At 44.0% G+C, this 12,549-nt stretch carries 13 protein-coding genes; 10 read left to right on the forward strand and 3 right to left on the reverse strand.

Annotated elements, in window-relative coordinates; all coding sequences use genetic code 11:
• Nucleotides 1–141: 141 nt before the first annotated feature.
• From ACYCSE_RS19280 to ACYCSE_RS19315, 8 genes are all read left to right on the forward strand, one after another.
• Nucleotides 142–726, forward strand: coding sequence for an NAD(P)H-binding protein (locus tag ACYCSE_RS19280; protein ID WP_459699394.1), 585 nt, complete (start codon nucleotides 142–144; stop codon nucleotides 724–726).
• Nucleotides 727–764: 38 nt separating this feature from the next.
• Entirely contained in the window at nucleotides 765–1,190 is a 426-nt protein-coding gene (locus tag ACYCSE_RS19285) for a hypothetical protein (protein ID WP_459699396.1), read from the forward strand.
• 122 nt (nucleotides 1,191–1,312) lie between these two features.
• A complete protein-coding gene (locus ACYCSE_RS19290; protein WP_459699398.1) occupies nucleotides 1,313–3,421 on the forward strand; it encodes a class I SAM-dependent methyltransferase in 2,109 nt (702 codons plus the stop codon).
• A gap of 87 nt (nucleotides 3,422–3,508) precedes the next feature.
• Nucleotides 3,509–4,045, forward strand: a complete 537-nt coding sequence (locus ACYCSE_RS19295; RefSeq protein ID WP_459699400.1) for a GrpB family protein — start codon at nucleotides 3,509–3,511, stop codon at nucleotides 4,043–4,045.
• A 22-nt stretch (nucleotides 4,046–4,067) separates the two neighbouring features.
• Nucleotides 4,068–4,721 (forward strand): hypothetical protein, encoded by a 654-nt coding sequence (locus tag ACYCSE_RS19300; RefSeq protein ID WP_459699402.1) that lies wholly within the window; start codon nucleotides 4,068–4,070, stop codon nucleotides 4,719–4,721.
• Between the two features lie 91 nt (nucleotides 4,722–4,812).
• The gene (locus ACYCSE_RS19305; protein ID WP_459699404.1) at nucleotides 4,813–5,238 is read left to right on the forward strand and encodes a VOC family protein; all 426 of its coding nucleotides are present in this window, start codon (nucleotides 4,813–4,815) and stop codon (nucleotides 5,236–5,238) included.
• 232 nt (nucleotides 5,239–5,470) lie between these two features.
• Complete coding sequence (locus tag ACYCSE_RS19310) at nucleotides 5,471–5,944, forward strand: MarR family transcriptional regulator (protein WP_322159274.1); 474 nt, start codon at nucleotides 5,471–5,473, stop codon at nucleotides 5,942–5,944.
• 154 nt (nucleotides 5,945–6,098) lie between these two features.
• Nucleotides 6,099–7,352 (forward strand): MFS transporter, encoded by a 1,254-nt coding sequence (locus tag ACYCSE_RS19315; protein ID WP_459699406.1) that lies wholly within the window; start codon nucleotides 6,099–6,101, stop codon nucleotides 7,350–7,352.
• 193 nt (nucleotides 7,353–7,545) lie between these two features.
• Here ACYCSE_RS19315 and nrdF read toward each other — a convergent pair whose 3' ends face one another.
• The 3 genes from nrdF to nrdI all read right to left on the reverse strand — a co-directional run bounded on the left by nrdF (nucleotide 7,546) and on the right by nrdI (nucleotide 11,158).
• A complete protein-coding gene (gene nrdF / locus ACYCSE_RS19320) occupies nucleotides 7,546–8,511 on the reverse strand; it encodes a class 1b ribonucleoside-diphosphate reductase subunit beta (protein WP_029516760.1) in 966 nt (321 codons plus the stop codon).
• A 216-nt stretch (nucleotides 8,512–8,727) separates the two neighbouring features.
• Nucleotides 8,728–10,812 (reverse strand): class 1b ribonucleoside-diphosphate reductase subunit alpha, encoded by a 2,085-nt coding sequence (nrdE, locus tag ACYCSE_RS19325; RefSeq protein ID WP_459699409.1) that lies wholly within the window; start codon nucleotides 10,810–10,812, stop codon nucleotides 8,728–8,730.
• The gene (gene nrdI, locus ACYCSE_RS19330) at nucleotides 10,799–11,158 is read right to left on the reverse strand and encodes a class Ib ribonucleoside-diphosphate reductase assembly flavoprotein NrdI (protein WP_016819181.1); all 360 of its coding nucleotides are present in this window, start codon (nucleotides 11,156–11,158) and stop codon (nucleotides 10,799–10,801) included. Before nrdI ends, nrdE begins: the two co-directional genes overlap by 14 nt.
• 405 nt (nucleotides 11,159–11,563) lie before the next feature.
• Between nrdI and ACYCSE_RS19335 the strand changes: the two genes are divergently transcribed.
• Together ACYCSE_RS19335 and ACYCSE_RS19340 are read left to right on the forward strand one after the other, a co-directional pair.
• On the forward strand, nucleotides 11,564–11,926 hold the full coding sequence (locus tag ACYCSE_RS19335) for a DUF2500 domain-containing protein (RefSeq protein WP_322172133.1): 363 nt from the start codon (nucleotides 11,564–11,566) through the stop codon (nucleotides 11,924–11,926).
• 60 nt (nucleotides 11,927–11,986) lie between these two features.
• Nucleotides 11,987–12,547 (forward strand): GNAT family N-acetyltransferase, encoded by a 561-nt coding sequence (locus ACYCSE_RS19340; protein WP_322172134.1) that lies wholly within the window; start codon nucleotides 11,987–11,989, stop codon nucleotides 12,545–12,547.
• The last annotated feature ends 2 nt before the right edge of the window (nucleotides 12,548–12,549 follow it).

Here is a 12,549-nt window from a genome sequence, read left to right on the forward strand (position 1 = left end):
TGGAAGTTACGGTCATTTGTTTTGTCAAAGGTGGCACTGTCTAGTTTGCGTTTCCATGTCTTGTCATGAGGCTTGTTACGGGTACTATAAATCAGGGTATGTGAAACACAGAGCGTGATAACGAGTGGGGAGCGGTGTGTAGTGAATGAGCAGCAACTTAATGACAGGCAAGGGCGTGTAGGTGAGCAGTATCGACCGGAACCTGAGATAAGACAAGTAGAGCGAGAGCTTGGAGTATTGTATCCAAAAGGCAGGTCCCGAATTGCACTGACAGGCGCCAGTGGTTATATCGGGCATAATCTGCTGCAGAGGCTGACTGAGCATGCAGATGTCATTGCCTTATCCCGCAATGGAGATCAGCGTAAAAATACAGAGCATGTGGAATGGCGCTCGTGTGATTTTTTTTCCATGGAGGATGCAAATCAAGGATTACAAGGAGCGGATTATGCCGTATATCTCATTCATTCCATGCTGCCCTCGGCGAAGCTGACACAAGGAACGTTTGAGGATATGGATGTAATTTTGGCAGAGCATTTTGGCCGGGCAGCGCGTAATAACGGGGTGAAGCAGATTGTATACTTGAGCGGTATCCGCAACGAAAACATAAGGTTCAAGGCATCAGCGATGGGAAGATTTCCTTTGACAAGGCAGCTCGAACCTCACTCGAACAGGAAGAAGAATATCGGCATAAGAAGAATTCCCATAGCAAGTCCAAAAAGCTGTTAAAGTCAGCAATTCGATCATTAAAATCTGATGTACGCTCGGTGCAACGGATCAAACTCCCGCCTGGTAAGGATGCAACATGGGCCGGGGAGCGCTATTTGGCCTGGCTTCCGGTCTTTGCAAAACCTTGGGTACGTGTCGAAACAGGGGGCCCGGATACCTATCAGTTGTATCTTTTGGGTAGTCGAAAGCCATTGTTAGAAATGATTTATGACCGTGTGCAGAGCACCTCTGAGTTTGCACTCTATCGAATCACAGGAGGTACTTTTGCTACTGTAAGGGGAGACCATCACGGCAGGCTTGAGTTCCTGCAAATTCCCGGTACTAATATTTGCGTGGTAGCCATTCATGATTATGTGCCATCGCTGCCTTGGTTTATTTATAAATATACACAGGCCAAAGTACATTTGGGGGTTATGTATGCGTTTGGAAAGTATGTCAAGCGGTTGATTGATACAAATGTTTAATATTTTCCACGAGATGGAAGCTACAAATGTATGGTAAAGTGTAATATATACAAGGTTTTATCCAAATATCCTATCCAAAGTCTCCTGTGCATACCGAATCCGAATTACACGAGGTGAGAAAAATGCTGCAATCGTTAAAAGCCATTGCTAATTACAGGAAAGAAAATGATCTGGCCTGGGATACACCGACTTGGCTAAAGCTGCTTGTTTCGGCTGAGGAGCGTATTGTTAATCTGGAACGCATTCGATCCATAGGTGAGTTAAAGGATGCCAATCCTGTACTGGATTACGTGGAGCGTACGTTGCTTATTTTGGACGGACTTCCATTGTCATTCTGGGTTAAAGAGCTACTGGAGGATGTTTTGGTATGGTCTGAGACAGCCAAAGGAGGCACAGTCCGCGAGCGGCTACGCTGGCAGCATGAGGGTATAAATTTATTTGTACATAATATCGGCTCCTCCCAACTGTATGTCAGACAGGCCCAAGCGGAGTCCCCTGCTTACCCGCGCAATAGCATGACCCGAATTCTGATTGAGACGCATGGATTGATTGGGCAATATATACGGGGAGAAATTCCTTTTGCGGAAAATCGACTGCTGCTTGAAATTACTCGTAAGGGCTGGCTGAGCCCTGAGGAACTGGAGCTTGTTTTACGGGCTCTGAACGAATGTATTATCGCCGGGGTAGAACCTGCATTATGGGACCAAGTACGCGGGGAAGTGGAGGAGCTAATCGGTTGGATTGCATGGGACAACGCACCTGTAGTCTGGAGTGTAAAGGAACGATTGAAGAGATTGCGGTCGGTTTCGATACATGCAGGGGAGCCGTTTGAGCAGGCTTACGCCGAGCTGGAGCGGGAGCTGAATGTAGAGAAGGCGCTGGCTCCGCTAGAGAATCGGACACTTTGGTATGTAGAATCCGCTTTGCAGGATTTTTCACTTCAAGAACTGGTCAAGGTATTCTTACTCACACTGAGGGATGGTACAGGACAGGAACAGCCGGCAACGGTACGGCATATCAGTTTTGAATCGCTTATGAATACGATGTATTATGACTATCGTGGTGTTAAGAAAATTAACGTATACAAAAAACGAATGATAGAAAAATACTTAAGCTCACTGTCCTGGCAGGACATTTCAAAGGGAAAACGGAAGCATAATCCTCATTTGAGTGTAACTGTAGAGCATAAAGAGGAGCTGCCAAGTACCGTATTTTTCAATTTTGTATTTTCATCAGCTGCTGAAAAACTGATCGACTTTTGTATTGAGGCAGAAAAGACGCCTCTGTATGACAAAGCAGTTTTGCTGCTGTTTGATCTGTTCGGCTTACGGCGCGATGCTTATGATCGCTTTCACAATGAGGAAACGTATCTTACAGATATGAACCAGACCGTAGATTACAAAAGGGTCATTTTGGATTATGTGACTGGAACCCGCATACTGGATATTGGACCCGGCGGGGGCGTGCTGCTGGATCTGATCGAACAGGAAAGACCAGATGCGAAGCCATTAGGTCTTGATATTTCTGTGAATGTCATTGAGGCACTTAAACGTAAAAAGCAATTGGAGCGCCATCGTTGGGATGTCATCAAAGGAGATGCGCTTCGGTTGGAGGAATATGTGGAAACGGGGAGTATGGACACGGTTATCTTCTCTTCGATTCTTCACGAGCTGTATTCCTACATCGAACGAGATGGAAAAAGGTTCAACTCACAAACAGTGGAAGCTGCTTTGCAAAGCGCTTATCGTGTACTTGCACCCGGCGGACGCATTATCATTCGAGACGGTATTATGACCGAACCCGTAGAGCAGCGTAGACGCATTCGATTTTTGGAGCCGGACGGAATGGAATGGCTGATGCGGTATGCGCAGGATTTTGCGGGTCGTCCCATAGAAATAGAGCGTATAGGTGAGCATGAGGCTGTTTTGCCGGTAAATGATGCAATGGAATTCCTATATACCTATACATGGGGAGCGGAAGCCTATGTGCATGAAGTGCAGGAGCAGTTTGGTTATTTTACTCCGTCACAGTATGAAGAATGTATTCGTAACACACTTGGTACACAAGCGATCATCCGGGTGAGTCGCCACTATTTACAGGAGGGCTATGCCGAAGCGCTGTCCAGTCGTGTTGAGTTCATGGATGAGCAGGGACAGCCGGTTCCTTTGCCAGACAGTACCTGTCTGATCGTGATTGAGAAGCCAAATCATAGGGATGAAGCAACTAAATGATTTTTAATTTGAACAAGAGAATGCCTTCTGAGGTGTGCCAAGCGCACTGGGAAGGCATTCTTTTAGAAAACGAATGGAGGTGCGTCCATGTCCAAGCAGGTAGTGATATCCGAATATAATTCGCAGTGGGTAGTTGAGTATACACGAGAACGAGAAAAAATGATAGAGGCCCTCGGAGACGTATGTGTCGGCGTAGAGCATATTGGCAGTACATCCGTTCCTGGTCTGGGAGCCAAGGCTATTATCGATATTATGGTTGGAGTAGAAGATTTGGCTATTATTCAATCCGAACAGCGACAGCGTTTACTAGGTATTGAATATGAATATGTACATAAGCTTGATTTTCCAGAGCGAGCTTTCTTTCGCCGTGGAGAATGGGGAGCTGGGACCCATCATTTGCATATTTACAAGTATAAAGGAGAACATTGGAAAAACCATTTATTGTTCAGAGATTACTTGAAAGCGCATCCTGATAGCCTGCGAGCGTATGATACTTTAAAAAAAGATTTGGCGCATCAATTCAAACATGACCGTGCAGCGTATACCGAAGCAAAAGGACCTTTCATTCGGCAGATAGTTGAACAAGCAAAGCTTGGACAAAAGCAGAGACAAATGGAATTTTAGTACGCATGGACAAGGTGGAGGTATGATGAAGAATATGATGCTTGATGCACAGGTAACGCCGAATGGTTTAAAAGAGAGAATGATGCTGCTGTCAGCGCTGGATATTATATTGTCTCCAGAAGATTGGTTACGCACGTATCGTATGCAGTCTGAATGGTCTGGTGATGTGTGTCTGGGTGAGGTGAACAACGGCGCTGGAGATACGATTCATATGCTATGGACGCGTGGAGGTGTGCTATTGAAGGGTTTTGACCACGAATCCCCTGTAAGTCCTCATGCGAGAGACGAATATGAGGTCTGGCCGGGCATGTACGACGGTGTGCCTGATGATATGATGGAGCTTTTGGAAGATGAAGCGTTGGAGAAAGAGGACGTTACCTTTTGTATGTGGAGGGAAGCGGGAGATGAGGAGTGGCGTATGGGCAACGCGAACTTTCCTGAGGGATATGACGATGGCTCATCTTTTTTGCTGGGGAAAATTATAGTTACAGCGGAGGAATATCAGGATTGGGCTGAAAGTTACTATGAGTTGCCGATTTCTCTAGGGGTGGTAAGCCAGATTTTCAACGGCGTTCCGATCACTGCCCAGATGATCTCTGCGCTTCATCCACAGCGTAACGTTACGGAAGCGATAAAGGAGCTAAAGCAGCTTGGCGTTCAAGTGCATGAAAGCTAAGAATACAGATTTGTTTTTCTTGACAAGTTTTGTATATAATACAGGAGAAATGCTGGGTTAATCACCTCGAATTAAAGGAGCTGTGTTGAAGATGTCCAAACGTTTGATTCCTTACATCACGATGGATGGAAATGCAAAAGAAGCAATCGAATTTTATAAAGAGGCATTGGATGCTCAACTGCTTTTTATTCAAACCTTTGGAGAAATGCCGGAAAACCCCGATTTTCCCATTCCCGCAGAGGTCAAGGAACGTGTGGAACATGCTACCCTTAAAGTGGGTGAGACAGAGCTCATGTTTTCTGATACCTTTCCCGGATCACCGTTTAGCAGTGGGAATCAGGTGAGCATCTGTATTACAACCGATAGTGTGGAGCAAGCTCAAAAAATGTTTGATGCTCTACAGCAAGGAGGACAGGTGGGAATGTCTTTACAGGAAACCCATTTTAGTCCAGCTTATGGGAATGTAACAGACAAGTTTGGTGTCACCTTTCAAATGTTCACAGAGGCTCGGTCTTAAGAAATGGAAAACGGCTCGATTCCGCTACTTTAGCGATCTGGCCGTTTTTTTGCGTGTATGTCCTCGTCTGAAGAGTAAATATACATACAGCATGGGGAGTGATATCTTTTTTACCCTGCTTGCCGTTTAGTAGATTAGGTTTATTTACTGAATTGCTTAGACACTTGTTGAAATAGAAACAAAAATATATTATATTATGTTGTTAATGCACCAACGGGTGGGAGGACAGGCCATGAGCAAAGAAGAACAGGTCATAATGGGTTTCAGGGACTTATATAACAAGATGGTTTGGCTTAATAAGGATAAGATGGAAGACAGTCTTAAGGGTTATAAGTCTTCTGAAGTCCATTGCATCGAATACATTGAAAGAAATATAGATTCCAACGTGACAAAACTTGCGGAGTCCCTTTATATGACTAGCGGTGCCATAAGTAAAATAACTAAGAAGCTCATAAAAAAAGGCATTATCGAAAGCTACCAGAAGCCGGATAACAAGAAAGAAATCTATTTTCGGCTTACGGAGCAAGGGAAAGTAATCTATAAAATCCATGAGGACCTGCATAAAGAGTTTCAAGAGCGAGATAAAGCCGTGTTTGAACAGGTAACCGAGGAACAATTTGATAGTATGCTTAGCTTCGTGGAGAAGTATAATAGGCATTTGGATGCGGAAATAAAGAAACAGGGTATAGATATTAAGTCGGAATAAATCTGAATAATGAAAATCAAATCACAGGCAGCCGGGCTCTATTGAGAACAGGCTGCCTTTTTTTGCTATTATTTTGTTGCCGAGGAAGCAAAATTGTGATACGATGTTTTTGCTTCCAAGGAAATAAAAACATAGCTTTTGAGGGGAGAATTTAATGTTCAAATTTAGATCACACAATGAACAGAACACAGAACAAACCGTAGATAAACACGCTTTAATATTCGGTCTTATCTCTGTGTTTCTTTGCGGAATAGGCTTCAGTATCATAGCACCTGTCGTCCCTTTCTTAGTACAGCCTTATATAAGCAATCCGGGAGAACAAGCTATCGTTGTCACGCTGCTGACTTCTGTTTATGCCTTCTGCGTGTTTTTTGCGGCCCCCGTGCTTGGAGCTCTGAGTGACAAATATGGCCGTCGTCCATTGCTCTTAGTATGCCTTTTGGGTTCCGCAATCGGGTACTTGGTTTTTGGCATAGGAGGAGCTCTATGGGTACTATTTGCGGGACGCATAATAGAGGGTATAACAGGTGGGAGCATAAGCACGATCTTCGTCTATTTTGCAGACATCATTCCTACAAAACAGAGAACCAAATACTTTGGATGGGTGAGTGCGGTTGTAGGTGTAGGTACCATCATTGGCCCAACTGTAGGCGGATTACTTGCCAAGTTTGGTTATTCTGTACCCATGTATTTTGGAGCAATTATAACCTTAGTGAATGTTATATATGGATTCTTTTTTATGCCTGAGAGCCTTGACAAGAAACATAGACTGAAAGAAATTACTTTTGTAAGACTTAATCCATTCATACAGCTTGCAAACCTGCTTTCCATGAAAAACTTAAACAGGCTACTTATCTCGGCGTTCTTACTTTGGATACCCAACGGATCTTTACAGGCCGTTTTTTCACAATTTACAATGGATACTTTTAGTTGGAAGCCTGCACTAATCGGACTTATGTTCTCAATTATGGGTGTCCAAGACATTATCTCACAAGGTTTCATCATGCCAAAGCTTTTGAGAAAACTTAGTGATAAACAGATAGCCATTCTTGGAATGGTTTCGGAGATTATAGGCTATAGTCTTATTGCGCTATCTGCTTTGTTCTCATTCTATCCTCTTTTTATCGCTGGAATGTTTATATTTGGTTTTGGTGATTCAGTCTTTGGGCCTTCATTCAATGGGATGCTCTCCAAGTCTGTTGATTCTAGTGAACAAGGAAGGATTCAAGGAGGTAGTCAATCTATTCAGGCTTTAGCAAGAATGATGGGGCCTATCATTGGAGGTCAAATCTATGTATCACTTGGTCATGCCGCACCCGCTTTTATGGGTATAATCCTTATAGCAGCGGCAATACCAGTTTTATATAAGCGAACGCAAGTAAATGAGGATTTTGCAAAAATCCCATAAGCGACTTCCAATGAACAAGATATAGATCGAAATGGTTTAGTTCGTCTATATCTTGCACTTCGGAGCGACTGGAATCGAATTTTGCAAAATCCTAAAATATATAAACTATCTACTTTGTTTACAGTCTGAGCCATCCGCATGCGGACGGCTCTTCATAGTATCACCTTGCTAAATTAATTTCACGTATTTGTACTTAGACGCCAAAATTAAAATCATCATCTGTCAGCGGCTCTACATTCATCGCCCGCACATAGCCGTTTCCTTTTTTAGAAAAGAAATCATGCTGCTTAGTATGAGTGCTGATGCCGTTGAATACAATGGGATTAACTTCCTCTTCTTCAAACAGTGGATCAAAGCCCAAGTTCATCATGGCCTTGTTGGCGTTGTAGCGCAAAAAGACTTTCACATCGTCTACGAGTCCAATAGGAGTGTAAATTTGCTCGGTGTATTGTTCCTCGTTATTGTGCAAGTAGCGCAACAAGCCTACCAGTGTCTGGTAAAGATCACGTTGTTCTTCCTCATCCAATTCTGCATAAATCTCCTGTGCCAGTACACCTACGTACACACCGTGAATACTTTCGTCCCGTAGGATCAAATCGATAATTTCTCCACTGCATGTCAACTTGCCCTGGCCCGCCAGATAAAGAGGGTAGAAGAAGCCGCTATAAAATAAATAGCTTTCTAACAGCACCGACGCTGCCATCGCGAGATACAGGTCTTTCGGTGTGTGGATATTCATATAATACTGACGAATGGTTTCTGCCTTGGTTTGGAGATGTGGATTTTCTTCCACCCAGCGGAATACGCCGTCAATTTCTTCCGTGGAAGCTAGCGTTGTAAAGATGCTACTGTACGACTTGGCATGAATTTGTTCCATCATCGCCATAAAGCTTAGTACAGCTTTGCGCTGTAGTCCGTCCACATGCTCCATAATTTGCGGCATACCCACGCCGCCTTGAATGGTATCCAGTAGCGTCAAGCCGCCTAGCACCTTCATGTAGGCTTCTTTTTCGATATCACTGAGGGTTACCCAGGACATTTTATCGTCAGACAACGGGATTTCATCATCCGTCCAAAATTGCATAATGTTCTGGTTCCAGAACATCAGTGTGAAATCATCGTCCGAGCGATTCCAGTTTACAGCTTGTATACCTGTCATTGTTAGCATTCTCCCTTCAGCTTGCGAGATTCCCTGGAAACACACATTGAAATAGTGCAGGCGAATCATCGTATGCTTGACATACGGAAGCTGTATCCGCGAGGGTCTGTCCAGTCCCGTAAAGGTCTGAACCACACGCTGGATACAGCTTCTAATGCAAAGCATCTATATCTATTCAAAATCTAATTTTTATACTACAGCTTGTTACCTTATACTTTAGATGGAGCAGGTGAGGCACTCTTCCACAGACAGCTTTTTGGTGCGAGTGTAGTATAACGATTTAAGTCCTTTGTGTGCAGCGTACAGATAGCAACGTGCTAACTGACGCGTAGTCACGTCACTGTTCACATGAAGCACGGTCGAAATTCCTTGGTCCACGTGCGGCTGGATTTCTGCAATCAGATCAAGCACTTTGAACTGGTCCATTTGATAAGCAGATTTATAGAAGAACACGTTATCCTTTTGCAAATAAGGCATTGGATAGTAGGTCGTCGAATTGGCATAGGTACGGGTTTCAATCTGCTCAACAATTGGCATGACGCTGGATGTTGCATTTTGAATGTACGAAATGCTAGCAGTCGGCGCAATCGCCATACGATAGGCGTGGTACAGACCATTTTTCATCACATCTGCTTTTAATTTGTCCCAGTCCGCTGAAGTCGGAACATAGATGTCTTTGAACAACTCTTGTACACGTGCAGTTGTTGGACGATAATCTGTGTTCAGGTATCGGTCAAAATATACGCCTGTCGCATAATCCGATTCCTCAAATCCATAAAAGCTTTGTCCAGCTGCTTTCGCGATTTCCATACTTTTTTCGATGGAATGATAGTTCATCGTCATGAAGAAGGTACGGACAAAGTCCCTCGCTTCATTGCTTTCATACGCAATTTTGTTTTTGGCAAAGTAGCCGTGCAGATTCATAACACCCAGACCGACGGAGTGCATTTCACGGTTCGCTTTTGCAACACCTGGTGCATTAGCTACTTGGGTCATATCGCTGACTGAGGTAAGCGCGATCATACCCTCATGAACGGATTCGCGAATTTTACCATGTTCCATCACATTTACAATGTTCAGGGAAGCCAGATTACAGCTCACGTCCCGGCGGATAGTATCCTGTTGTCCGTAATCTGTAATTTCGGAAGTTTCCTGCAACTGGAAGATTTCCGTGCATAGGTTCGACATCTTGACTTGACCCACGTTTTTAAGAGCATGTGCCTGGTTCGCGTTACTTTTGTTCATGATATATGGATAACCAGACTCCAACTGAATCATGGCAATTTTCGTCAGCATGTCACGTGCGCTCATCGCTATTTTTTTCTTCACCCGATCGTCAGCGAGCAGCGTGTCGTACATTTCATCCAAATCCATGTCGTCCAGATGCGTTCCATAGGCTTTGAACACACTGTAAGGAGCAAATACATGCAGCGGTTCATTATCTTGAGCCAGCTTGTAAAAGCGGTTTGGCACCAGCAATCCAATAGAAAGTGTCTTGAGACGTACTCTTTCGTCAGCATTGATCTTTTTGCTATCCAGGAACTCAAGCACGTCCCATCCGAAAATGTTGTAATAGGCTGCCCCAGAGCCTTTACGTTGCCCCATTTGATCCGCATAGGAGAAACCGTCTTCCATCAGCTTCAGCACAGGCATAATGCCTTTTGCTGCGCCTTCTACGCCTTTAATCGCTTCGCCGCGTGCCCGCAGTTTCGACAGGTTGACCGCAACACCGCCCCCGATTTTGGACAACTGCATGCAGGTGTTCAGCACATAGTTAATTGAGTTCAGGGAGTCGTCCATTTCGAGCAGGAAGCAGGATACCAATTCCCCACGGCGACTTTTGCCTGCATTCAGGAAGGTTGGTGTTGCTGGCTGGAGGCGTTGCTCCATCATCGAGCGGGACAACAGGCGTGCCGTATCGGCATTACCGCGTCCTAAATGCAGCGCGACAGCAGCAACCCGGTCAGGGTAATGTTCCAGATAGACTTTCCGGTCGTTACTCTTCATTGCATAGTCGGTATAAAACTTGGATGCTGCCATATAGGAAGGAAATTTAAAATTATAGCTATGAGTGATATGGAAAATATCATTAATTTCGTCAGCCGTGTAGCTGTTATAGAAATTTTCGTAATAATCATTCTCAATCATATACAGCACTTGAGCGGCTGTGTCAGCAAACTTCAAACTCCGTTCCTGAACTTCCTTCATAAACTCTGCTACAGCCTCTTGGTCTTTTTCCAATTGGAAAAAGCCGTCTGTATCGCGTTTCATCAACATGTTGTTCAATTCAATATGCCGCAACTCGGCTCACCTCCTGTTTAAAACGCTCTACATCTCCGAACGTTCCAGATAATTCAAATTTACTAATCACGGGGACATTATAATGATCGGCAATCAAATCCGCACTTTTGGCAAATTTCTCACCCCAGTTACGGTTGCCGCTTGCAGCTACACCAACAAGGTTTTGAGCATTCTTTTTCAAAAAGGAAGACACCCTCTCAGGTATCTGCCCAAACCCAGTTGTATATGTAATAAGTACGTAAGGTTCTTCTATAGTCATTTGCTCCTCAATCTGAACCGCTGGAAGCTTGAGCTTGTTTATAAATCTTTTTACATTGCCGGTCTTCGAATCATATGCAATCAGCATGGTATGCAACCTCCTTAAACAATTAACGAAAAAAGAAAACGCATTGCCTGGGATCTATTATAGATGGAATCCCTTGCTGGCTGCGCCATTTAAGATTTTGACTCTATATTTACATGTATTTTCATACCTGTATCTTCAAGATATCGGGCATAAATACGTTTTTTACACTATATTTAGAGTACATTCTCTATTTTATATCTATATATAGTTTTGTCAATCGGTCTAGAGGGGATCAGAGGACCCAGATCGGGTATAAGTCCAAGCGGGGTGCGGAAAAGAGCGAAAGAACTTTTTTTTCGTAAGTATGTTAAAAAAGTATTGGAGTTTTTGAGGGTGAAGATGTACGATTTGTCAATGGGCAATAGAATGGAAAATTTACATTTTACTGTAGAAAGGATGAAGCGAATGGGAAGTGATTTTATGGAATTTCAATCGTTTAATATGATCTTTTTTATCGTATTTGGACTCATAGCTTTTGTAATGATTATGGGAATTGTCAAAACGATAGGAGCGGGCCTGTCCAATCAAGCAGCCGAACAGGTACAACGTTCATGTAAGGTTGTGGATAAACGGACGAGAGTGCGTGGGGGATCAGGCGATTTTTCAGCTTCGACATATTATTATATCACCTTTGAGTTTGATGGGGGTGAACGTGTGGAGCTGGAGGTGAAGGATACGGACTTTGGTATGATTGTGATCGGAGATCGTGGGGAGCTTCATTATAAAGGTACACGTTTTCTGGAGTTTGTAAGAGTAATGGAAGCGTAAAGGTGTTGGCGGGGAGTTAGTATTGCCAAAACAAATACATAATTTGGAGGGAAGATTACGATGCCGCATATCATTGGAAAACGAATTGTATTGAGAGAATACCGTCAAGAAGATATACCAGATATCCGAAAATGGGTCAATGACCCGGAAATCACACGTGGTTTAAGCGACGTGTTTATCTACCCGCATTCACAGGTGAATAGCGAATCCTTTGTACAGATGATGATTGACGGCAACTCCGAGATCAAAGGTTTTGTCATTGCGCATAAAGACACACTGGACTATATCGGACAACTGGACTTATTCAAAATCAACTGGGTGAATCGGCACGCCACCCTTGGTGTTGTGATCGGGCGTGACGGTGATCTGGGCAAAGGATACGGACGGGAAGCGATCCGGCTATTACAAAAATTCGCATTTCATACACTGAACCTGCATCGGCTGGAGTTGGAGGTCTATGCGTTCAATGAACGTGCACACCGTTGCTATCTGGCCTGCGGCTTCAAGGAAGAAGGTCGGCTGCGGGAAAAGCTATTCAGGGAAGGGCAATACTATGACATTATTCAGATGGGGATTTTGCGAAGTGAATATGAGGCTGCAGAGCAAGCGACGGAATCCTGAAA

This window comes from Paenibacillus sp. SEL1, from assembly GCF_054602535.1.

Bases quoted from the DNA above. Each gene is read 5' to 3' on its own strand.
- ACYCSE_RS19290 (WP_459699398.1), top strand. From the start codon at position 1,313: ATGCTGCAATCGTTAAAAGCCATTGCTAATTACAGGAAAGAAAATGAT.
- ACYCSE_RS19340 (WP_322172134.1), top strand. From the start codon at position 11,987: ATGCCGCATATCATTGGAAAACGAATTGTATTGAGAGAATACCGTCAA.
- ACYCSE_RS19300 (WP_459699402.1), top strand. From the start codon at position 4,068: ATGATGAAGAATATGATGCTTGATGCACAGGTAACGCCGAATGGTTTA.
- ACYCSE_RS19310 (WP_322159274.1), top strand. From the start codon at position 5,471: ATGAGCAAAGAAGAACAGGTCATAATGGGTTTCAGGGACTTATATAAC.
- nrdF (WP_029516760.1), bottom strand. From the start codon at position 8,511: ATGACAGGTATACAAGCTGTAAACTGGAATCGCTCGGACGATGATTTC.
- ACYCSE_RS19335 (WP_322172133.1), top strand. From the start codon at position 11,564: ATGGGAAGTGATTTTATGGAATTTCAATCGTTTAATATGATCTTTTTT.
- ACYCSE_RS19315 (WP_459699406.1), top strand. From the start codon at position 6,099: ATGTTCAAATTTAGATCACACAATGAACAGAACACAGAACAAACCGTA.
- ACYCSE_RS19305 (WP_459699404.1), top strand. From the start codon at position 4,813: ATGTCCAAACGTTTGATTCCTTACATCACGATGGATGGAAATGCAAAA.
- ACYCSE_RS19295 (WP_459699400.1), top strand. From the start codon at position 3,509: ATGTCCAAGCAGGTAGTGATATCCGAATATAATTCGCAGTGGGTAGTT.
- nrdI (WP_016819181.1), bottom strand. From the start codon at position 11,158: ATGCTGATTGCATATGATTCGAAGACCGGCAATGTAAAAAGATTTATA.